Source organism: Dictyobacter alpinus (assembly GCF_003967575.1).
Taxonomy (GTDB): domain Bacteria; phylum Chloroflexota; class Ktedonobacteria; order Ktedonobacterales; family Ktedonobacteraceae; genus Dictyobacter; species Dictyobacter alpinus.
Genome location: NZ_BIFT01000001.1, coordinates 2,065,967 through 2,089,369, shown reverse-complemented (window position 1 = coordinate 2,089,369; position 23,403 = coordinate 2,065,967). Strand labels below are relative to the sequence as shown.

General features: G+C 50.9%; 15 protein-coding genes. 12 read left to right on the top strand and 3 right to left on the bottom strand.

Annotation, left to right across the window (positions count from 1 at the left end; translation table 11 throughout):
- Nucleotides 1-246 precede the first annotated feature (246 nt).
- The 7 genes from EL633_RS08245 to EL633_RS08215 all read left to right on the top strand — a co-directional run bounded on the left by EL633_RS08245 (nucleotide 247) and on the right by EL633_RS08215 (nucleotide 14,572).
- Nucleotides 247-1,506, top strand: a complete 1,260-nt coding sequence (locus EL633_RS08245) for a lactate racemase domain-containing protein (RefSeq protein ID WP_126626727.1) — start codon at nucleotides 247-249, stop codon at nucleotides 1,504-1,506.
- Between the two features lie 211 nt (nucleotides 1,507-1,717).
- Nucleotides 1,718-3,871 carry a polyphosphate kinase 1 gene (gene ppk1, locus EL633_RS08240; protein WP_126626726.1) on the top strand — a complete coding sequence of 718 codons (2,154 nt, stop codon included), beginning with the start codon at nucleotides 1,718-1,720 and terminating at the stop codon, nucleotides 3,869-3,871.
- Nucleotides 3,872-4,351: 480 nt separating this feature from the next.
- Complete coding sequence (locus EL633_RS08235) at nucleotides 4,352-5,719, top strand: CCA tRNA nucleotidyltransferase (RefSeq protein ID WP_126626725.1); 1,368 nt, start codon at nucleotides 4,352-4,354, stop codon at nucleotides 5,717-5,719.
- Nucleotides 5,720-5,740: 21 nt separating this feature from the next.
- Nucleotides 5,741-7,522: a phospholipase D-like domain-containing protein gene (locus tag EL633_RS08230; protein ID WP_126626724.1), complete on the top strand. Its 1,782-nt coding sequence runs from the start codon at nucleotides 5,741-5,743 to the stop codon at nucleotides 7,520-7,522.
- A gap of 55 nt (nucleotides 7,523-7,577) precedes the next feature.
- Nucleotides 7,578-8,072 (top strand): hypothetical protein, encoded by a 495-nt coding sequence (locus EL633_RS08225; RefSeq protein WP_126626723.1) that lies wholly within the window; start codon nucleotides 7,578-7,580, stop codon nucleotides 8,070-8,072.
- 610 nt (nucleotides 8,073-8,682) lie between these two features.
- Nucleotides 8,683-10,353 (top strand): ribonuclease J, encoded by a 1,671-nt coding sequence (locus tag EL633_RS08220; RefSeq protein ID WP_126626722.1) that lies wholly within the window; start codon nucleotides 8,683-8,685, stop codon nucleotides 10,351-10,353.
- Between the two features lie 892 nt (nucleotides 10,354-11,245).
- The gene (locus EL633_RS08215) at nucleotides 11,246-14,572 is read left to right on the top strand and encodes a DNA translocase FtsK (RefSeq protein WP_126626721.1); all 3,327 of its coding nucleotides are present in this window, start codon (nucleotides 11,246-11,248) and stop codon (nucleotides 14,570-14,572) included.
- Between the two features lie 100 nt (nucleotides 14,573-14,672).
- Here the strand turns inward: EL633_RS08215 and EL633_RS08210 are convergent, their stop codons facing one another.
- Nucleotides 14,673-14,906, bottom strand: a complete 234-nt coding sequence (locus EL633_RS08210) for a hypothetical protein (RefSeq protein ID WP_126626720.1) — start codon at nucleotides 14,904-14,906, stop codon at nucleotides 14,673-14,675.
- Nucleotides 14,907-15,412: 506 nt separating this feature from the next.
- Between EL633_RS08210 and EL633_RS08205 the strand changes: the two genes are divergently transcribed.
- On the top strand, nucleotides 15,413-17,218 hold the full coding sequence (locus tag EL633_RS08205; RefSeq protein WP_126626719.1) for an N-acetylmuramoyl-L-alanine amidase: 1,806 nt from the start codon (nucleotides 15,413-15,415) through the stop codon (nucleotides 17,216-17,218).
- 197 nt (nucleotides 17,219-17,415) lie between these two features.
- On the opposite strand, the gene EL633_RS08200 is transcribed toward EL633_RS08205, so the two are convergent.
- Entirely contained in the window at nucleotides 17,416-18,282 is an 867-nt protein-coding gene (locus tag EL633_RS08200) for a GNAT family N-acetyltransferase (protein WP_126626718.1), read from the bottom strand.
- A 26-nt stretch (nucleotides 18,283-18,308) separates the two neighbouring features.
- Nucleotides 18,309-19,070, bottom strand: coding sequence for a tRNA (guanosine(37)-N1)-methyltransferase TrmD (gene trmD, locus EL633_RS08195; protein ID WP_126626717.1), 762 nt, complete (start codon nucleotides 19,068-19,070; stop codon nucleotides 18,309-18,311).
- Between the two features lie 127 nt (nucleotides 19,071-19,197).
- Between trmD and EL633_RS08190 the strand changes: the two genes are divergently transcribed.
- From EL633_RS08190 to EL633_RS08175, 4 genes are all read left to right on the top strand, one after another.
- Complete coding sequence (locus EL633_RS08190; RefSeq protein WP_161982032.1) at nucleotides 19,198-20,793, top strand: sensor histidine kinase; 1,596 nt, start codon at nucleotides 19,198-19,200, stop codon at nucleotides 20,791-20,793.
- Nucleotides 20,794-20,795: 2 nt separating this feature from the next.
- Nucleotides 20,796-21,524 (top strand): response regulator transcription factor, encoded by a 729-nt coding sequence (locus tag EL633_RS08185; protein WP_126629377.1) that lies wholly within the window; start codon nucleotides 20,796-20,798, stop codon nucleotides 21,522-21,524.
- A gap of 20 nt (nucleotides 21,525-21,544) precedes the next feature.
- On the top strand, nucleotides 21,545-22,534 hold the full coding sequence (locus EL633_RS08180; RefSeq protein ID WP_126626715.1) for a uroporphyrinogen decarboxylase family protein: 990 nt from the start codon (nucleotides 21,545-21,547) through the stop codon (nucleotides 22,532-22,534).
- A 347-nt stretch (nucleotides 22,535-22,881) separates the two neighbouring features.
- A complete protein-coding gene (locus tag EL633_RS08175) occupies nucleotides 22,882-23,400 on the top strand; it encodes an NUDIX hydrolase (protein ID WP_161982031.1) in 519 nt (172 codons plus the stop codon).
- Nucleotides 23,401-23,403 lie beyond the last annotated feature (3 nt).

Sequence of the window (23,403 nt, the reverse complement as noted above, 5' to 3'; positions counted from 1 at the left end):
CGAGGAGAAGACGTGAGAAGCCAGCCGAGCGTACGTCGAGAGTGTGAGAAGCCGGTGTGACGTGCGCTCGGCTCGTTTCCAGTGTTGTTATGTTGAAAGTGTGGTCCTGGTTTTTGTGTTACACTTGCAGGATAGTTTTGTATTTCTGTAGAGTATATTGTGATGCTCTCGTGCAGGTTGAGGAGCCGTGATACAATAGCGATTACGGCAGGACTTATTATCCAAGTAGTGTAAGGCTGTTTGATTATGTATGGACATGGTTCAATTTCACAGACATTAACTTCAGCGGACATTGAGCAGATTCTGGCCCGATGCTTTGGTGAGATGGCATTGGACGGAAAACGTATCCTGGTTATAATTCCTGATGGCACGCGTACCGCGCCTCTCCCTACCCTTTTTCGCTTGCTGTATGCACAATTGGGCACACGGGTCGCGCGCCTGGATTATCTGATCGCATTAGGAACACATCCTCCGATGTCTGAGGAGGCGATTGCGCACCTGATTGGTGTCACTGAAGAGGAACGTGCGGCCAATTATCCAAATGTACATGTGTATAATCATCATTGGTCTGATCCCGCCACTTTGAAGACGGTTGGCGTAATCACTTCTGATGAGGCTCGCCAGTTGACTGAGGGTACGCTCACAGATGAGGTGCCGGTGACGCTCAATCGGATGATTTTTGATTATGATCAGTTGATTATCTGTGGTCCCGTTTTTCCTCATGAGGTCGCGGGCTTCTCCGGTGGGGCGAAATATCTGTTTCCGGGTATCGCGGGGGCCGATATTATCAATTTTTCGCATTGGCTGGGGGCTCGTAAAACCAGCATGGCTACCATTGGTGTAAAAGACACCCATGTACGGCGCGTCATTCATCGCGCAGCCGAATTTGTCGCTGTGCCGCTGCTCTGCCTGGCTCTGGTCATGAAGGGACAGGATCTGCACGGCCTCTATGGCGGCACTTATCGCGAAGCCTTTGAGCAGGCCGCCGATCTCTCCGCGCAGTTAAATATCGTCTATGTCGAGCAACCCTTTAAACGCGTCCTTTCAATGGCATCTGAGCATTATGATGATCTGTGGACCGCAGCCAAGGCTATGTATAAGACCGAGCCAGCGATTGCCGATGGGGGCGAAGTTATTATCTATGCACCACATATCACTGAAGTTTCTTATACCCATGGAGAATTGATTGATCGCATTGGCTACCATGTACGTGACTACTTCTTGAAGCAATGGGAGCGTTTTAAGGATGTGCCCGGTGGTGTTCTGGCACATAGTACCCATGTGAAGGGTTCCGGCAGCTATGATGCTGAGACCGGCATAGAGACGCCACGTATCCAGGTCACGCTTGCTACAGGCATTAGTGAAGAGCGTTGTAGACGCATCAATCTAGGGTATATCGATTATCGGACCCTGCATCCCCAGGAGTGGGCAAATCGTGAAGACGAAGGCATTTTACTGGTACCAAATGCCGGAGAAGTCCTCTATCGTCTCAGTCCAGGAAGGTAGACACGTATCCCTCATAGGACCGCGAAAAGATCGTATTTTTCCACGGTGGGGGATGTGGGGTGCAGGGGCGGCAGCCCATGACATCGCAACGCTTTTCCCTTCCCCTGGAATGACGGAGAGCCAAATATAAGCAAGAAGCCTGTTTGCTACGTTTTTAGCATACATGATAAAATATTACAGTTACAGGCGCCAACAGAGCGGGGTATATGTTATGGATCAACAAATAGTGAGCGAATCAGCCACACCATCACTAGAGAGACCGGACCTCTACATTAACCGGGAGTTAAGTTGGATTGAGTTTAATCGTCGCGTCTTCGAGGAAGCCAAAGACGAGCGGCATCCACTATTAGAGCGTGTCAAGTTTATCTCTATCTTTGAGACCAATCTGGATGAATTTATTATGATTCGTCTGGCTGGCCTGAAGGATCAGATTGTTTCGCGTACCACACCGCGTAGTCCTGATGGACGTACGGCACAGCAGCAGTTGACGGCCCTGCGCCAGCGGCTTGCTCCCTTGATACAGGAAGTCAGACGTTATTGGCGTGATGTGTTGCTACCAGCACTGGCCAGAGAGCATATTCATGTTCTGGATTACGAGCAACTGGATTCAGCACAGCGCGATGCGATGCGACGCTATTTTGAGAATGAAATCTTTCCAGTGCTGACTCCGCTGGCCGTAGACAAAGGACATCCATTCCCGCATATCTCAAATCTCAGTTTGAATCTCGCGGTGGTTATCGTCTCTACCAACGAGGATCAAGAGGATCCATTCGCTCGTATTAAAGTACCCCCGGCCCTGCCACGTCTCCTACCGGTTCCTGTCGCATCCACTGAGCCCCAGGCCGTTGCCTTTGTCTGGCTTGAACAAGTGATTGCTGCAAATCTACAGATGCTCTTTCCGGGCTTTGAGATTCGGGAATCGTATCCGTTCCGTGTGCTCCGTGACGCCGATATTGAGTTGCAGGAAGATGAAGCATCCGACCTGCTCGAATATATCGAACAAGAGGTACGAGAGCGTCGTTTTGGTGCGGTAGTGGATCTTAATGTCAATCCCTCAATGCCACGGCGTATCCGCAGCCTGCTGCTGGAAAACCTTGAGATTACTGAGGATGACCTGACCGTCATCGATGGTCCTCTGGGATTAGGCGACCTGATGGAACTCCAGAGCATTACGCGACCTGACCTCAAGGACCCCCCTTTTACGCCACGGGTCCCGCCGATTATTCGCAATAGTGAAAACATTTTTGACGCCATTCAGCAACACGATATCTTGTTGCACCAACCCTATGATAGCTTCAATCCGATCGTAGATTTTATTCGTGCGGCCGCCGAAGATCCACAGGTATTGGCCATCAAGCAGACCTTGTACCGCGTCGGCTCGAATTCTCCGGTAGTCAAAGCGCTCTTGCATGCGGCCGAAAACGGCAAGCAGGTGGCGGTACTGGTGGAACTCAAAGCACGCTTCGATGAAGAAAATAACATCGGTTGGGCGCGTGAATTAGAGCGTATGGGCGTCCACGTCGTGTATGGATTGGTGGGCTTAAAGACCCATGCTAAAGTGGCGATGGTGGTACGTAAAGAGGAAGATGGTCTGTGCCGCTATATCCATCTGGGAACCGGCAATTATAACGCCTCAACCGCCAAGATCTATGAAGATCTATGTATGTTTACCAGTCGCCACGATATCGGTATGGATGTAACCTCATTGTTTAATTCATTGACCGGCTATTCGCGGCAGGGCTCCTACCGTAAATTACTGGTCGCCCCGGTAACCTTACGTAGAGGCATCATTGATCGTATTGAGCGCGAGATCAGCATCCACCAGGAAAAAGGCAACGGGCGCCTGATCTTCAAAATGAATGCACTGGTAGATCCTGAGGTCATCAGTACCCTGTATCGGGCCTCCCAGGCCGGTGTCTCGATTGAACTCATCATTCGTGGTGTCTGCAGCTTGCGTCCAGGTGTACCAGGTGTCAGTGAAACCATCCGTGTCCGTAGCCTGGTCGGACGTTTCCTGGAACACAGCCGTATCTACTACTTCGGCAACGGTGGACAGGCCGAAATCTTTCTGGGGAGCGCAGACATGATGCAGCGTAACCTGAATAATCGTGTTGAAGTACTCTTCCCAATCGAATCACGAACCATGAAAATCGCCCTCATGGACCAGATGATCAACCCAATATTGCGAGACAACGCCAACGCCCACATGCTTCAACCCGATGGTAGCTATATCCCCATCGAACCCGCTGAAGGAGAGGAACTCTTCGACTGCCAGCAATGGTTTCTCGATCATCCCCTCTTTGAGCTAAACATCGATGACACCATGACCAATCCAACTATTAGCGCCATCCCTTCAAGCTCCTAACAAGAGTGGGGATAACTCCCATCCCAATGGGAGTGATGAGTTTTCTGCCAGCCTGGGGGCGCTGACGCCCCCAATCTTTTTTATAGTAGTGCAGCAGGTGCGCTCAGCACACCTGCTGCACTACTATAAAATTTGTAGGCTCTATGCCCTGGTCCCGCCTCGCCCAAAACAAAGCGGGGGTGCAGGGGATGGCAATTCCCTGACTGGGTTCCAGGGCTGTGCCCTGGTCCCTCCCCCCTCCTCGTCCGCGTAGCGGGCGCATCTTTCTCAGATACCCTGATAGAACACTTGGTTTGAGAAACTTGAAAAAGTTAGATCAAGACCCACTTTAAAGAAGCTATCTGAACATGATACAATAGTCCCATTGTAAGATTTGCGATGGGATTATTATCATGTCCAATTTAAGACCGTAGCTAACCGTGTCTTTAAAACGGGCACAGCAGTTACGAACGAAACGAAGCGGATACATAGATTTTAAGTATGCTTGATATTATTAAAATGCTGGCGGAAACCTTTCACGACCAGCATAAACAACTTTATATGGTTGGTGGGACAGTGCGTGACGACCTGCTCCTGCGCGGGCAAGCCAGCGATGGAGATCTGGCCACGGACGCCAGGCCCGACGAGATCAAGCGCCTTGTTGCCCCAACGCATCCAACTGCCGTTGTCCTGGTCGGAGAGCGGTTTGGCACCGTGCGTCTCCACTACGATGACAGCATCATTGAAATCACGACATTTCGCTCCGAGCGCTACAATCCTGATTCTCGTAAACCAGAGGTTTGTTTCGGTGATAGCCTGGAAGAGGATCTTGCCCGGCGTGATTTCACGATCAATGCTCTGGCGCGTGACCCGTTAAGTGACCGTATTCATGATCTTTTCAATGGACGAAGAGATCTTGAGGATCATATTCTGCGTGCCGTTGGTGATGAGCCTGATAAGCGTTTCGGGGAAGACCCACTGCGCCTGTTACGTGCGGTCCGCTTTGCCGCTCAACTTGATTTTGAGATTGAGGCGGAAACGCGTGCCGCGATTGTGCGCCAGGCCTCTACTCTGCAAAAGATTAGCCGTGAGCGTATTCGCGATGAGATGAATAAACTATTGCTATCCCCCCATCCCACCAAAGGACTGGACCTGCTGGTCGAGCTTGGTCTGATGGAATGGATTATTCCTGAGGTGCTTGAATTAAAAGGGGTGAGCCAGAAGGCTACGGTCGGTAAGTCTACCAAGGATATCTATGCCCATGTGTTACGTGTGGTTGAGCGTTCCTCAGCACGACCGGTGACCCGCTGGGGCGCATTATTACACGATATTGCCAAGCCGCGCACCAAGAGCGTGGAGGACAATAAGATTCATTTCTTTGGCCATGAAGATGTCGGAGCTTATATGGCACGTGACATCTTGAAGCGCTTGCACTTTGATCGTGAGTTCATCTACCACGTCTCGCAAGTCGTCAAGCTGCATATGCGTGCCAACGCTTATACATCGGACTGGACAGACGGGGCGGTCCGTCGCCTGATGCTCGATAGCGGGGATGTCCTGCCAGATCTCCTGGATCTTTCACGGGCAGATATTACTAGTTATCGCATGGACAAAGTCAATCGAGCCGCCGCACGCGTCCAGGAACTTGCGGAACGTTGTCAGCACCTCCGAGAAGAAGCTGAGCGCGTTCCGATCAAGAGTCCTCTGGACGGAAACGAGCTAATGGAAATGTTTGGTCGTGGTCCCGGACCCTGGTTGCGTCCATTGAAGGACCACCTATTGGGACTGGTCATCGATGGAGAGCTGGCCTCAGACGACAAAGAAACAGCCACTAACATCGCCAGGCAGATGATGAGTGAGCAGTCGTAAAGCGAAAGTTGATAACGTGCTATGAGTGTAGAGAAGAATTTCGTTGCCAACTCTGAGTGGTGGGCGCCCACGGACTTTCCGGTCCGAGAAATGCAGCGCCTGGCCTTTTTAATTGATGGGCGCACGACCATGCTGGAAATGTGCCATCGCTTCTTGAGTGCGAAGGAGACCATCTATATTGCCAGCTGGGGCTTAACGCCCGACATGCCCATGGTCCGTGGCAAGCATCACCGCGCAGGTGAAGATGGTACGCCCGATCAAGAGGTACTCCTCTCCTGGTTGCGAGATAAAGGCATGTCAGAGTCCGATTTACGCTTCTGGCAAAAATGTGAAGTGCTGAGTGTGGTCAACGTGCTTGGCTATGCCGTTGCTAAAGGCGTTGATGTGCGCATATTACTCTGGGATACACTCAAAGTACCGTTTCAAGCTGGCCGTAAACAGGTGAAAGAAGCCCTGGAAGCGGTCGGCGTACAATGTGTGCTCGATGATAGCCAGCTGACCATCGAACATCCGATTGCTTCACTGCATCAGAAAGCCATCACCGTAGATGGCCAGATCGCCTTTGTCGGCGGTATCGACCTGATGACGGAAGCCGATGGTGACCATGATCGCTGGGACACTAAGGGACATGTCTATAATAATATTTTGCGCACCCGCAAAGATGGCAAGCTCTCATATGGCTGGCATGATATGCATGTTACCTTCGAGGGACCAGCCGTCGCCGATGTTGAGGCCAACTTCTGTCAGCGTTGGAATGCCTTGCACCTCCGGCGCGATGCCAATTTTTCCGAGCCTTTACAGCCCTCGTCACCCGAAGATCAACAACCATCTAATCAGGTTGAAAAGATCCAGATGCAGGTAGTACGCACCATTCCGCGTAACACCTATACCTTTGCGCTTGAGGACGGCATTGCCACCATCATGGATGTTTACCAGCGTGCCTTCGCTCGTGCTCAACGCTCAATTTATTTAGAGAATCAATATTTCTGGCGTCGCACCTATTTAGGACTGGAGACTCCGCTGGTCAGTCTGCCCACCGAAGTTATGGAGCAACTCTTCACATCGCTCGCCGAAGCCCTGAATCGTGGCGTGACCGTCACCATGCTCCTGCCAGATAACCCTAACGTTGGTCGGGACTTTACAGATGACGGGCTCAAATTGCTGTGGGAACGCGCTCCAGAAGCCGTGGCGGCCGGTAAGTTGCAGGTCTACACCCTGGCATCATCTTTACAGCAAGAAGAGACGGTCTATTACCGTCCAATTTATATTCATGCTAAAATTGCCATTGTTGATGATCAATGGGTTACAATAGGATCGGCGAATCTCAATAATCGTGGTATGAGAGACGACGCGGAGATCAACGTAGCCCTCTACCATCCAACCATGGCACGCGGCCTGCGTATGCTTTTACTGGCCGAACACCTGGGTCTGGCAGATGAAGACACGCTTTTCCGTGTCGTCCAGACCATGGGACGAACCGATCCTAGCGAGCACCTGCAAAAAATGGATAGCGACTTGCAGCAAGAGTGGCAGCGCCTGGAACACCTTCTAGGAGAGCCCGAAGCCGCCATGGATCTGCTCATTCAGCAGGCGCAGTCAAACATACAAGCGGTAAAAGAGCGGCGTGTCCTCTCAGGTCATATCGTGCCATACATCCGTCGTGATCTGGCCCAGGAATATGACATAAACGTAGACGCCGCCAGCGGATGGTTAGACCATCTCAACGACAAAGATACACCTCTAAACGAACAGAGCTCCGACGACATATCTGAAGAGCAGAGCATAGAGGCCTCGGCATCCTAGTCGCGAACAAAGAGCGCCGACACATTCAACCTAAGAGCAGAAAGAGGTTTTTCATATGGCAAAAGCGAACAAGCAGGGAGCGGGCAAGAACCAGCAGCAGCAGTCCATTTCGCAGATGGTTGGAGGCACAACCCCCGCACCAGCATCCCGGAAAAGCCAGCAACGGAACAGCAACAAAGGGTCTCGACCCGTCGTTGGTGGAACCGCCGTACCGGGAGCCAAATCAACCCAGCCCAAACAAATTACCGAGAGCAGCAATCAGCAGCAGCAGCAATATGAAAGCTACAATAGAGACATGCGTCGCCGCATGGAGCGCATGGGCTATGAAGAGGAAAACGACCGTGCCCAGAACGCCCAGAGCCAGCGCAAAAAACGCATGGATCGCCTGAAACAGCGCCGTCAAGAACAACTCTCCCGTGCCCGGAGAACCCTCCCCGGCGGAAAAATCGACACCAGCCCCCGCCGTGTCTATTGGATGATCGCTGGCGTAGCCATCTTAGTCATCGCCATCATCGTCGCCTTCGCCATCTGGCGCTCCATGGGCCATTAATCCAACCCATCAAAAAACAAAACAGCAGGACTGCATGCCCCTGGCCCAGTCCTGCCAGAACCCAGGGCATAAAAACAGCAACATATTTGTTATCTTATAATAAGACAAACTCATTACCCATTTATTTGTACAAGAAGAGCCAGCAAAACTCTTTTCCATGTATGCGAGAAGAGCCAGCAAAACTCTTTTTTATGTATGCGAGAAGAGCCAGCAAAACTCTTTTTTATGTATGCGAGAAGAGCCAGCAAAACTCTTTTTTATGTGGGTGAGAGGCGGCCGCAGCCGCCTCTCACCCACATAAAAATAAAGCGAGCGCCGCAGGCGCGAGGTGTCAGAGAAAAAACCACTAACGGTACTAAATAGCCAAATAGTACCCTCTACACCAATCCAAAAAGAATGCCGGCAACCAAAAACTGCCCAAAAAACACACAAGCTTTATACACTACCTTGTGCCACCTAACCATGGTATGATACACTCTAAATGGCAAAATATTGCTTAAATTTGGCTTTTACTCCTGTGGTAGAGGCAGGAGTGGAGATAGATATAAAAAATTACCGCAAATCCATGCACCCTGTGCATTATGTTATAAGGTAGGAGGTTGTTTATACCTTGACAAAAGAAAAAGTTCGACTTATCCCCCTGGGTGGACTGGGAGAAGTTGGCAAAAATATGATGGTCGTAGAGTACGGAAACGATATTATTATTGTGGACGTAGGGGTCATGTTCCCCGATGAAGAAATGTTTGGAGTCGACCTGGTTATCCCAGATACCACATATCTGATGGACAAAAAAGATCGCATCCGCGCTATTCTGATTACTCATGGTCACGAAGACCACGTTGGGGCCCTTCCATATGTCTTGCCAATGCTCGATTTTCCCCCGATTTACGCAACCCGTCTGACCCAAGGTCTGATCAATGTGAAATTGAAAGAGCACCGATTACTTGATAAAGTATCCGTGACCGCAATTGCTCCCGGAGATCATGTAGATCTTGGTACGTGTTCCGCTGATTTCTTCCGCGTCAACCACAGTATTCCAGACGCAGTCGGTATTGTAATCCACACACCGATTGGTGAGGTTGTGCATACGGGCGACTACAAATTTGATTATACGCCAGTCGATGGCAAGCCAGCCGACCTTGGTCTCCTGGGAAAAATCGGCAATGATGGCGTGCTAGTCATGATGGGTGATAGCACCCGTGTCGAGTCACCTGGATATACACCATCAGAGCGGGTCATTAATGATTCATTTGACAAAATTTTCGCGAACGCACCAGGTCGTATCTTAATCGCGACCTTTGCTTCACTGATCTCACGTGTTCAGCAGGTAATCGATACCGCGCAACGCTACGAACGCTTTGTAGCATTTGTGGGTCGTAGCATGCAGAACAACGTCCAGATGGCGATTGAACTGGGCTATCTTAATATGCCTAAAAACATGTTAATTCGTCCTGAAGACATCAACAAGTTCAATCCTGATCAGGTTGTAATCATGTGTACTGGTAGCCAGGGCGAGCCCACCTCTGCGTTAACTCGTATCGCCAACCAGGATCACCGCCAGATTCGCATCCAACCGGGAGACACCGTCATTTTATCCGCCACACCAGTGCCGGGTAATGAAAAGATGGTCCATCGTACCATCAACAGTTTATTCCGGCAGGGAGCCGAGGTATTCTATCAGGGTATCTCAAACGTACACGTCTCTGGTCACGGTGCGCAGGAAGAGCTCAAATTGATGCTCAGCCTGTTGCGACCACGCTTCTTCGTACCTGTCCATGGTGAATATCGGCAACTCGTCCTGCATGCCAAACTGGCCTACTCGCTGGGCATTCCCGAGCAAAACATCATCGTGGCTGAAGATGGAGACATCATCGAAGTCACCGAAGATAGCATCAAGCTAAAAGAGCATGTCTCATCAGGCAACGTATTTGTCGACGGCCTCAGCGTAGGTGACGTTGGACAGATCGTATTGCGTGATCGCAAAGTGCTCTCTCAGGACGGTATCCTGATGGTTGTTCTGACCATCGACAAAGAGACCGGCGAGCCCCTGGCAGGGCCCGACATCGTCTCCCGTGGTTTCGTCTATATGCGTGACTCCGAAGAACTGCTAGAAAACGCCCGCTTACGCGTGCTGGAAGCCTTCCACCACATTGAGCAGCGTGGCCACGGCGGCTCCGACTGGTCCTTCGTCAAAGACAAGATCAAACACACGCTCAGCGAGTTCCTCTACGAACAAACTCGCCGCCGCCCCATGATCTTGCCCATGGTGATGGAAGTCTAAAGTTATACCAGACACAAAGAAAAGAGGATGGAAAATTAATCCATCCTCTTTTCTTTGTGTCTGGTATAAGCAACTCATCACTCCCCGCCTGACGGCGGGTAGGAGAGGGGAGAGAGAAGCGCGGGGGACACCCCCGCACCCCCGGCAGGAGGGCCTCGCCGGCCCTCCTGCACCTCCCGGCTCAGTGGTTTAAGGATCATATTGTGAGAGGGAAGAGAAGCGGGACACCCCGCACCCCCGGCAGGAGGGCCTCGCCGGCCCTCCTGCACCTCCCGGCTCAGTGGTTTAAGGATCATATTGTGAGAGGGAAGAGAAGCGGGATACTCCCGCAACCCTGGCAGGCGGGCCTAGCCGGCCCTCCTGCACCTCTCGGCTCAGTGGTTAAGATCATAGTGTGAGAGGGAAGAGAAGCCCCCATACCATTTTTATTCTATGGTGCAAAAAATGGGCCACAGCCCATTTTTTGCACCATAGAATAAAAAAAGCAGGTTCCCGTCAGGGAACGAGTGTGGGTACTGTATGAATGACCACCAACCATAGGTATACAGACAAAGGTAATTAGATGCTATATTATATCTATCAAAAGCTCCTATAATAGGATATTGCCATCGGATAGACAAATACCTACCGAACTCCGTCTGTTTTTCGTATATATATAAGGACTATTTATAACAACACACCAACAAAAAAATTATGTGTGAGGCATAACAGTAGATTCCGCATATGTTTTAAAGGGCTTATAGGTCATTCACTTTGGAAATATCGATATACACTCTAGATAGATTTTACATATTTCTGTCACCGAACGTGCGAGCTATTCGCTATTGCGCCTATGGAACATGTGCGCTATTATACTCTTGTCTGACTCTTAGAAAAGGAGGGAACCAGCAACATGGCAGGCAGCGACCGCAAATCAGAGGTGAGGCGCAGAGGCGATAGAGTAGTGCCCAGCCTCGATCGTGGCTACTCGCGCGCAAGCCGGGCTGTTGGGGGACAAGGTTCGATAAGCTCGCAACGGGTCGAACAGCGTTCAAATTCATCTTCACCGAGATCGGGTTCTCGTAATAGTGGAGGTGCTGGAGCGCCCAGACAAGCGGCGCGCGGCCGACAAAATGCTGGTGCCAGTACAGGTAAAAAGGGTACGTCATCCAGTTCACCGCGTTCGGCACGAACTCCTTCTGCATCAGGTGGTGCAAACGATACGCATTTCCTCCAGTTTATACTGGATAGATGGAATGGATTGTCTCCAAATCAGCAGCAGCGCATTTCGAGTTCATTATTACTTGTATTATCTTTACTTTTATTTGCGTCCTTAACCGTACTTAGTGCAGCACCGATTTGGGGCAACATTGGCAAATTTTTCCTGACATTCCTGGGCTGGTCGGCCTATGTGCTGGCCTTTGGCTTTGTAATGTTTGCCGTGACACGCTTATATGAGAGTCTGCGCAACGAGAAGTTGATGCGCAGTTCTATGGTCCTGGGCCTGATTGTGATGTGTCTGCTGCTCCTCCTGGAGAGTCGGCTGATTATGGGACCCCAGACCGCCGGCGTATTGGCAGACCTGCTGGCTATGCCTTTTTCAGGCTGGCCACCAGCTGTGGGACATGTGCTGGTAATCGGACTTATCCTGGTCGTGACGATCTTTACGTTCCGCATTACATTTGCCCATGTGTTGATGATCTATCATTTTGTGGAGCGCATCATCGGTGATGTGCCGCGTGGTGGCGAGCAAGAGGAAGAAGATGATAATGTTTCATCGCGCTTCCTTGGACAGCGCCCACAATTTAGCCGCTATAGTTCCGGCCGCACCGCCCTGGATGATACTGGTGATATCGATGAGTTCGAGGAAGAACTTGAGTTACCCTCGACCCCTTCACGCCGCCAGGTAGCTTCACGCGTAGGACAGCAGCCGCAAGCAGCCGCGTTACCTTCACGGTCAGGGAAAAAGCAAGCGCAGGCAGCTGCATTACCCTCACGTTCAGGAAAAAAGCAGCAACCCGCGCCAGCACCTCTTGTAGATGAAGAAATTTATTATGACGATGGCTTTAATAGTTACGATGATTATAGCGACAAAACAATAGCCATTGAGCCAGAAGAATACGCCTACGAAGAAGAAAACTTCTACTTTGATGACGAGGATCCAATGAACGATATTAATCTGCACAAGCAGCAGATTAGTATGGTACCACGTGGTGTCCATGATCCTCAGCCATTGGATATAACAGATCATACGGGCGCTACGCGTGGAGCGCGGCAGCAGCCACTCGCGTTTCAAGATGAGACGATTGTAGACGACGATGTAATGTTGCGACCGCCAACGGACGACGAGCCTTTGATCCTGGAGCCAGCGCCTCAGCCGCGTTCACTGCCCCAGTCCAGTCGGGTGGCTGCTCGACCGATAATGCCCAGTGTGCCAACACCAGCGCCAGCATCCAGGCCAGCCGCCAGCAAGAACAGCAAGGCGGCCCAGGCCGTAGCGAACGCTAATCTTTCACATATTAAATCCAGCTGGCAATTGCCAAAGATGGAAGTCCTGCAGGTGCCGGATAACGCCAAGCAGCAGCTGTATGGGGAAGATACGGAAGATCTGGCTAAGTTGATTCAGGATACGCTTCGTAGTTTCCGGGTTGAGGCCGAGGTACGTGAAGAGGATATCAGCATCGGACCAACGATTATCCGCTTTGGTATTCGTCCAACGGGTCGACCGCAGATGGTTGTTGATGAGAAGACCGGCAAAATGATGCCGGTACGCGATGCCTCGGGTCAGATCGTCTATGAGACACGTACCCGTGTTAGCCGCATTATGGCTTTACAGAACGATCTCGCTCTGGTACTAGAAGCCAAAACCATTCGTATGGAGGCACCAGTACCAGGTCGTCCGTATGTTGGTGTGGAGATCCCAAATAAAAATAGCCGTCTGGTCACCTTACGTGAGGTGCTGGAGAGCAAAGAGTATATTGCCGCCAAAGTAAAATCCTATCTCTCAATTGGACTAGGTAAAGACGTGGCGGGTCTTGTTCGTGTCGGGGATCTGGCCAAGATGCCGCACTTGCTGATCGCTGGTGCTACCGGAGCCGGTAAGAGCGTGATGATCAACGCGATCATTGCCAGTATCCTGATGCAGGCTACGCCAGACGATGTCCGTTTGCTGATGGTCGATCCGAAGATGGTGGAATTGAACATGTATAATGGCATTCCCCATCTGCTCTCACCGGTCGTTGTTGAAGTGGAGAAAGTTGTCTCCTTACTCAAAAATGCTATCGCTGAGATGGAGCGCCGCTATCGACTTTTCTCGCAGCTGGGTGTGCGTAACCTGGATGGATATCGCAAGTTGCGGGCTCAGAAATTGACCCAGGGTGATGTCAGCCTGAATAATTTGCCTGCCATCGTGATTATCATTGACGAGTTAGCCGACCTGATGATGGCCGCGCCTGAAGAAGTCGAAGGTATGATCTGTCGTCTGGCCCAGCTAGCCCGTGCCACTGGTATCCACCTGGTCGTGGCCACACAGCGTCCATCGGTCGATGTTATCACAGGACTGATCAAAGCCAACATCCCGACGCGTATCTCGTTCATGGTGAGCTCGGCCGTCGATTCTCGTACCATTATCGATATGGGCGGCGCTGAGCGGCTACTGGGCCGAGGGGATATGTTATACTTACCCGCCGACGCTGGACGGCCTGAGCGCATTCAGGGCGCGTTCCTGAGTGACGATGAAGCCCAACGGCTAGCGGATTTCTGGCGCCAACAAATCATCCAGCATGCCCTTGAGTTAGGAGCTGATCCTGATAGCGTTCAGCGCCAGTCGGCGATTGAGCCGGGTTGGGAACTCAAGGTCGAGCAGCACGATGAGTTCGAGCTTGAAGATGAGCTCTTGGATCGTGCCGAGGATGTCGTACGGGAACAGGGACGAGCCTCCATCTCGCTCTTGCAGCGCCGTCTCAAAGTCGGTTATTCACGGGCGGCTCGCCTGATCGATCTTTTGGAGCAGCGTGGCATCATCGGACAATCCGTAGATGGTGGTCGAGCCCGAGAGGTCTATGATCATGGCAACCGTGGCGGTGGTGATGATGGACACAGTATGGCTGATGAAGCCGATGACATCATGGCTGACGAAAAGGCTCGCAACGACTTCCTACGCAGTCAGGCTTCCCGTTTCCAGCCCAATGTTGGCTCCCGTGGTGCCCCCATTGATGATGAAGATGAAGAGATAGACTAGAGATCTTATAAGAAAGACGCCTTCTCAGCACTGCTGGAAAGGCGTCTTTTTATGTTCGTGTACGTTCACCGCACGGTGATGTTATACCTGTCTGCATCGTTTAGCGCAACATCGGCTGCTGTTCCCAATAGGAAAGCCTGGCCGAAGAAACCATCAGAGCCGTCTCATAGTCCAATTGTTCTCCAGCATACAATGACTGATCCCCATCCAATTTCTGTGTCGGAGTCTGAGTAACCACATAGTGTTGGAAATAGCTTACCCTGCGCATCACAGCCTGTAACAACGTCTCTTTTTCTGATAGATGAGCGGTTGGTAATAAATCATAGAGTTGCATAAAGATCATTTCCTTTTATATATCTTATCAATAGAAGCACTTGTGCCTCATTCATCTCTTCAAGCTTCGATACCCATAGTGTAAAGGAAAGATGTTTAAAATATATGTCATATGTGTCACAGAGTTGTCGCAACATTTATAAGTCAGCGGATAATAAAACGTAGCGGCAGGTCTTGTACCTGCAACCTGTTCACGTATGCAAAGCCTCAAAAACACGTGGTCGTGTAATGGCGATCACAGCCAGGCGTGTTCAGCCTCTGGCCTGTGCATAGTCATACGTTGGACTGGTCGCAGGTACAAGACCTGCCGCTACGTTGAGCTGCGTCTCCAGTGAGCATAAATAAATAAATTATGTTATTTTATATTAGAGCGTGAAATATCTCCCAGGTGGAAAAGCATATACCACCCATCAATCTAGTGCATCTGTAAACATATACCACTCTGTTTTGTTTCTCTTCGCACCTTCTTCAATGTACCTTTATTTGCTTAGGAGAGTTTAAAGTAAGATGCAACAACAATTCTTGTCTAAACGCATTGAGATCACTATTGTATTAGCTTTACTTCTTTCTTTCTCCCTTAGTGCTTTATCCGGTGGAACACCTCTACAGGCCAGCGCCGCCATTGGATCTCAATCGGCCAATGGAGCTATTACGCAGGCCTCACAGACTACGGGCGTCCCCGCCGAACTCCTCAAAGCTCTGGCATATATGGAGGGTCAATTCAACAATCACCAGGGCCGTCCCAGTGTGGATGGTGGGTATGGTAGTATGCATCTCATCAAAAACAGACGTGGTAATACCCTCGATGAAGCTGCTATGGATATTGGCGTTGCCGTTGACAAGCTGAAGAAGGATCTTGCCACCAATATTCGTGGTGGGGCCGCCGTCCTCCGTGATGAGGCATTACAGCAATCTTCCTCACATACGCTTCCTGGCAATCTGGCTGATTGGTATGGGGTGGTAGCTACCTATAGTCATGCAGCCACGCGGACATCTGCATTACAGTACGCCGATGCCCTCTATACCGTGCTGAATGCAGGCTTTTCCCGTCAAACGGAGAGCGGAGAGACGGTAACGCTGGCACCTCAGAATGTACAGCCGCATACCGCTACCGCCGCATCCGCTAAAATCGCTACCACCTCTTCCTTACCTGCAGGCTGCAAGCGTGATAATAAAGTAGATTATGCTGGTGCCATTGACTGTATTGTGCCAACCTCCTTTGATTGTACGCCGCCTGATTCTACCTATCCTGGTTGTACCTATGAATCAACCGATCGCCCCAAAGTTTTACCGGTCAATTATGTGACCATTCATGATACTGAAGGTGGCCTGCAGGCTTCACTGGGCGTCTTTCAAGATGTGAATAGCGGAGTGAGTATTCACTATCTTGTGGATACCGATGGGACCATCTATCAACTACTACACGACAAGGATGTGGCCTATCATGTCGGTAACTATTGGTATAATCAGCGCTCAATCGGCATTGAACATATTGGTTATGATGCGACTGGTTATCTCTGGTATAATGCCGCGCAGTATCTAAGCTCAGCCAAATTAACCGCCTACCTGCTCAAAAAATACAACATACCTCTGGACCATGACCATATTGTTTCACATGGAACAGTCCCATCACCTGGTTTGTTTACCAACCATGTCGATCCAGGTCCCTACTGGCTCTGGACCTATTATCTCAAATTGATTCATGAGCAGGGCGTTCCTTATCCTAAAGGTAAAAAGTACGACAATGTGATTACCCTGAAGCCCCGCACAGACCAGAAGCCGCTGGGAAGAAATGGAACCGAGACCAGCGCCAACTTCAACTTCTTCTATCTACATACTGGTCCCAATACGCATGCTCCTCTGGTCACAGCATTGGGTATCAATGATATGACTGATGAGACCAATAACGTTGAGACCAATACCAGTTACTATTACATCAACAAGGTCAAAGATCCAGTTGGAACGGGTGATACCTTTTATGAGATCTGGTATGGTGTATCGGACCATGGAGGAGACAATCCACCCACGCCTCTAGCGGATGCACATCTGGCATGGCTTGATGTACCGCCCGGTGGTGCCATAGAAGGACCCGGGACTCCCGTAACGCTGAATAGCGCCACCGGCGCTGATATTGCGGTTACTGGTAAACCCATGACCGGGGCGACCACGATTGGTTATGCGCCCAGTGGCGCCATCTTCGTCTCCGGCTATACCTATGTCGAGGATGGAACAACAAATCTGTGGTATGAGATTAACTATAATCATCGCCAGGCCTGGGTTCCTGCCAGCGTCGTAGTGCCTACCAGCAAATAAAGCGTAAAGGAGATAAAAAGAAATAATCCCAGTAGCGGCTGCCCTCGTGGCTGCGCACCTTCGCCCACGAGCGTAGCCGCTGACACCATGAGTACACTTCCCTCCACGCCTCGCTCAGCAACAATCTCCGCCCACTTGCCCCTGCGATCATCTCATTGACAGAACGGCTACGTGCGCAGCCACGAAGGCAACCTCAGTTATTTATTGGATTCGGTAAAGATAATGTCGTTCATATCGGCCAGCGGACGGTAACCTATCTTCTGGTAGATGCTATTAGAGGTAGGATTGGCGAGATCAGTAAAGAGGCTGCAGGCTCGCCAGCCACTATCCAGCAGGTGTTGGCTGAGGGCGGCTACACAGTTTGTACCATAACCTTGGCCGCGCTCGGCGGGCGGCGTATAGACTGGACCAATGTTGACGACGGTGGACATCTCGCGACTCTTGGCGGCCATGCACACAATCTCACCGGCAGCAGTCTCCCAGAAAAAGAAATCTCCCCGGTCCAGTCTGAATGGTATGGTGCGTTTAATCTCACTGACAGGTTCGTTGAGATGGGCCTCGGCAAAGAACGCTAGCATCCACTCCAGAATGAGCTCATAATCCTGACTGGTGGCCTGTCGTAAGCGGCCGTTTGTGGTCGCTGGTTGCGTCACCGCCGTCAACTCATAGACGCGTTCATGGGTCGCGACCTGATACGTGTGTCCCGTCTGCTCCTGCCAGATGCGGGCGAAATCTTCCGCGACTCGGGAGGGTCCGATGCAGCCCGGCAGAGCGATCTGCTGGGTGTAGAGATAATCGGCCAGCAACTTGAGGGCCGTTGACTGTTTTTCTGGATGATGGCTATACAGAATCAAGCGATGTGGAGGGGTCATGCAGGCCGCAATGACTAACTCTTCGTGATCTTCGACCGTCGCCAGAAATGGGGGCGTGGGGTAGGCATCTGGCTGAGCACGCAGGCGCATGCTGATACCCAATATCAGATTATTCATGGCCTCCTGCTCTTCCAGAATCTGCTGGGTTTTGGCCAAAAAATCCTGTGCTTCAGTATAGGTGGTTACAAGCATTGATTGCTACCTCCCTGGTATTTGTTCTATTCTTCAGGTGTTTCTGGTTGTGGTCGTAAGGCCTGTCTGGCTTCTTCGTCGAGTTCCTTCATGATTTTTTTGTCCTGTTTGCTACTCAGATCGAGTTTAGCGAAGAGATCAGGACGGCGTGCACGGGTACGGCGAATGGCTTCTTTCCGCCGCCAGCGTTCGATGTTTGCATGGTGACCGGAGAGGAGTGTCTCGGGAATGCCCCAGCCACGGAAGACAGGGGGGCGGGTATATTGGGGATATTCGAGCAGGTTGTTGCTATGGGATTCATCGCTGGCGGAGCCCTCGGTGAGTACGCCCGGCGTTAAGCGACTGACGGCATCTACCAGGATCATCGCGGCCAACTCCCCACCGGTCAACACATAATCTCCAATGGATATCTCATCGGTGACGAGATGCTCGATGATGCGCTCATCGATACCCTCATAGTGGCCACAGAGCAGGGTAATGCGTGGCTCCAGTGCCAGTTCATGCGCAATACTCTGATTAAATAAGCGGCCCTGGGGAGTCAGATAAATGATCGGTCCACCCTGATGAACCGCCTCGATCGCATGAAAAATAGGATCTGGTTTCATCACCATACCCGCGCCACCGCCATAGGGATAATCATCCACCACATGGTGCCGATCGGTCGTGACATCCCGAATATTGTGCAGATCGATACTCAGAAGATTGCGCTCCTGAGCTCGTTTAAGAATACTCTCGGTAAAAGGTCCCTGAAACATGCCAGGGAAAAGCGTGAAAATGTCGAAATGCATGAGCCTACTCACCTCTACAGATATGTGTTACAATAACACCGTTGCCGCTTACTGGCAAGCCCATTGCATTGTAAACACATACAGCTTTTCCAAAAGCCAGCTGAAATTTCCACAGCGGAGTCTTGTTATGTCCTGGTCCCAACCGCAGCAAGTTGAGGGTCCCCATGACCAAATGGCCATTCTGGTGGGTAGTGCGATACAATTGCTGCGTGGCGAATCCGGTGTTTTTGTGGTCTCGAATGAAGCTTTTGATCCACAGAGTAGCACCGAGTATACGCTGTATCAATTAAGTAAAATCGCTTTACCTGCGCTTCTCGCCTATGTGCAGGAAGGTATGCAACCTAACTCGCTTCATCCTCTGGTCGTAGAAAATCTGGCGCCCGATCTGGCGCACCAGATGGGATTGGCGGAAGAGGCTATTGCGGGCCATGGCGTTGAGTGGTGTTCACTGGCAGTCTATGATGAAGTGGGGCCGCTGGGGACGCTGTATTTCTTGCGCCCTGGGAATCTGCGTTCCTGTTTTGAACGGCAGGTCGCCGATGAGCATGAGGCGCTAGAATACAATGCTCTACATTTGTTTGTTACCCAGTTAGCGACCAGTCTGCGTATCGCTTTACGTTCGCAGGCATTGGTCAAAGAGCAAGACCGGCTGGCCGCGATCTTCCAGCATAGCACTGAAGGCATCTTGACGGTTGATAATGCGTTGCGTATTATCGATTTTAATCCAGCTATGCAGCGTCTGACCGGTTGGCGTGAGAACGAGGTACTGGGCCAGTTCTATTTCAAGGTTCTTCGTCCCAAGGACCGCCAGGGGAATGATCTGGGCCTCCAGGACTCCGTGATTCTACAAGCTTTCGCGGGCCAGGAGGTGGTCAATCGGGACATGATCATTTGCGCCCGTGATGGGCAGCGCTTCTCTGTGGCTGTGACCGCGTCATGCGTGCGTTCAGCGCGTGGTGAGCCGATGAATGGTATTCTCCATGTCCATGATCTGACACGCGAGCATCAGCAAGAGGAGCAGCGCTCAACCTTTATCTCAGTGATCTCGCACGAATTGCAGACACCGATCGCGATTATCAAAGGGTACGCCTCGACCTTAGCCCGTACCGATGCCCGCTTCGATGCCAAAACAATCCGTTCGCGGCTGGTAGCGATTGAAGAAGAGGCTGACCGTTTAAACAAGCTGGTTGGTAATCTACTCTATGCCTCACGTATCCAGGCCAACGGACTCCAAATGGACATTACGGCCCTGGATCTGGAGCGTGTGGTGCGCGGCATGGTACGTCGCCTGCGCGCCAAAGCGCCCGATGTTCAGGTGTCAGTCTTGATTCCGGAACATCTGCCTGTTGTTATGGCGGATCGAGAGAGAATCGAAGAGGTGCTGCAAAACTTATTGGATAATGCTGTAAAATATTCTCCGCGCCATCCAGAAGTGACTGTTGCATGTTATGTGACGGGAGAAGAAGTCATCGTCAGTGTCAGTGATACAGGTATGGGAATTGCGCTACGCGAGCAAGAGCAGATCTTTGATCGCTTTCACCGTGTCGGGGAGCCGCTCTCACAATCCACTCCTGGAGCGGGCCTGGGACTGTATATCTGTAAAGCCATAGTTGAAGCACATGGAGGACGTATCTGGGTGGAGAGCACATTGCGCCAGGGTTCAACCTTTTCGTTTAGTTTACCGCGTGAGGAGAAAGCGCCGTTACCGATGGTGGTTTTTTGATGATGGAACAGGAAGTATTTGATCAGCGGGACATGACGATTCTCATCGTCGATGATGAGCCGCGCATCCGCGATTTTGTGCGCATGAATCTTGAGCTAGAGCATTATCGCGTGCTTGAAGCCAACAACGGGATCGAAGCCCTTGACGAGTTACGTGAAAACCTGCCTGATCTCGTTGTGCTGGATGTGATGATGCCAGAGATGGACGGCTTCGAGACCCTTAAAGCCATTCGTGAAGTCTCGACGGTTCCGGTCGTGATGCTCACTGTGCGTCAAAATGAACAAGATCGCATTCGTGGCCTGGATCTAGGGGCCGACGACTATATCGCCAAGCCATTTAGTCCCCGTGAATTACTCTCGCGCATTCGCGCCCTTTTACGCCGCTCACTGATGGCCCCGCCATCCCGCAAGACAGAGATCGTGGTTGATCCCGATCTGACGATAGATTTTGCACGTCGAGAAGTGATTGTGCGTGGCCGTAAAGTCGTGCTACGTCCAACCGAGTATCGTCTCCTCTATCATCTCGTCAGCAATGCCGGGCGTTTGCTCACCCATGAAACCCTGCTCTCGAAGGTCTGGGGCCGTGAATATCGTGATGAATCACACTATCTGCGTCTGTATATTACCTATTTACGCCAAAAGCTTGAGAAAGATCCCGCTCATCCCCAATATATTCTCACGGAACGTGGGGTTGGCTATCGTTTTAAAGCGCTTGATGAAGGACACAAATAACAGGAGAACGAGAAGTTATTATGAATAAGAAGGAACGAGTAGACGCAGTGTTGCGTGGAGAAAAAGCCGATCGTGTCCCTGTCAGCGTCTGGGGACACGACTATGAGCGTGAATGGGGAATACAGTCACTGTCCGAATCAATCGCCGAGAATTTTAATCGCTACGATTGGGACTACATTAACGTGAAGCCACGGTCATCCTATCTGGTAGAAGGTTGGAAGGCGAAATATCAGCCCTCCGGCAAAAAGTTTCAGCCCCCAACCTGTGAATATACCCCAATTAGAAGTGCTTCAGACTGGAAGCGGATGCGTCCACTTGAACCGGATCATGGAGCGCTGGGCGAGCAACTACGGGTTCTGCAATTAGTCAATCATGAAGTTGGCTATGATGCTTACTTCACCCAGTCTATCCCCTGTCCACTTGGCGTTGCCCGCTATCTGGCTGGCGACAAAACCCAGCCAATCCTGTTGAGTATTCGTGAAGATCGCACTGCCCTGCATACCGCCCTGCGTATCATCACAGAAACCCTGATCAATCATGCCATCGCCTGTCTGGAGCAAGGTGCCAGCGGCATCTACTACTCCACCAATGGATGGGCCAGCGCGGGCATGTTGACCGAAGATCAATATCGAGAATATGGCGAACAATATGACCTTGAATTCTTAGACGCCATTAAAAGTCGCAGCAAATTCAACATTCTGCACAACTATGGTTCACACATCTACTTTGATCTCCTGGCCTCCTATCCAGTCCAGGCCATTAACTGGTCCACCGAACAAAAAGGCAATCCAGATTTACTTGATGGGCGTAAGCGTTCAGGAAAAGCTGTGATGGGTGGATTAAGTGAAATTGGCACCCTGAAAAAAGGCACCCCAGGAAAAGTCCAGGACGAAATTGGACTTGTCGTGGAACAGACCGGTGGACAGGGTCTGCTCCTGGCACCAGGCTGCTCTATCGCACCTGAAACGCCAACCAAAAACCTTGAAGCTATTCGCCGTGCGTTATCTTGACACTTTCTGATGCATTCGTTATACTTCCTGATGATTCTCAACCATGCAAAATAATCATATAGTGTACGCATTGCTAAGGTGAGATTGATAACAAAACATTATCCCCATACTGGCTAATAAGCCGACCATTATATACCAGGAGTGGGAAAAAATGTTGTATAGTAATATCTAACGAATAACAGAGAAGACCATGCACCGCGCTGTCTGGGAATAGGGATAGAGTGGGAAAGAGGAGAACTCAGCAATTACGGTGTATGCATCCTCAAAATTCCGTCGACAAGCATACTCGCATCGCACTTTGTTTGTAATAGAGAGGGTATACGGGAGCAATGGAGCGATATAGAACAATGCGAGCCTATTCAGCAGGCGGCGTTGTGTTCCGCCTTGCCCCTATGAGCTCTCCTGACATAAACTTCTCACAGAATCAACTGCGATCCGACGATATTCACGAAGGGTCCGACAGGTTGATATCTATGGAAGTAGTGCTGGTGGGACGTAGTCACGCTGGTATCTGGGCCTTACCTAAGGGGACCCCTCAGCCGGGCGAGACCGTCGAGCAGGTCGCATTACGAGAGGCACAGGAAGAGACTGGTTTGCAAGTCGAATTGATTGCCTATATTGGTAGCACCTCGTATTCATTTGTACGTGAGCAAGTGCGCTACCATAAACAGGTGCGACATTTCTTATTAGAGGCAGTTGGTGGCGATACCGCTTTACATGATCATGAATATGACCTCGTGGAGTGGTTTCCATTGTATGAAGCCAGTCGTCGCCTGACATATCAGAATGAAGTCAATATTCTATATCAGGCAGAAGAAATGCTCCAGCGCTGGTTGCAATATCGGCAACAAGAAGGGCAAAAGTAAGCT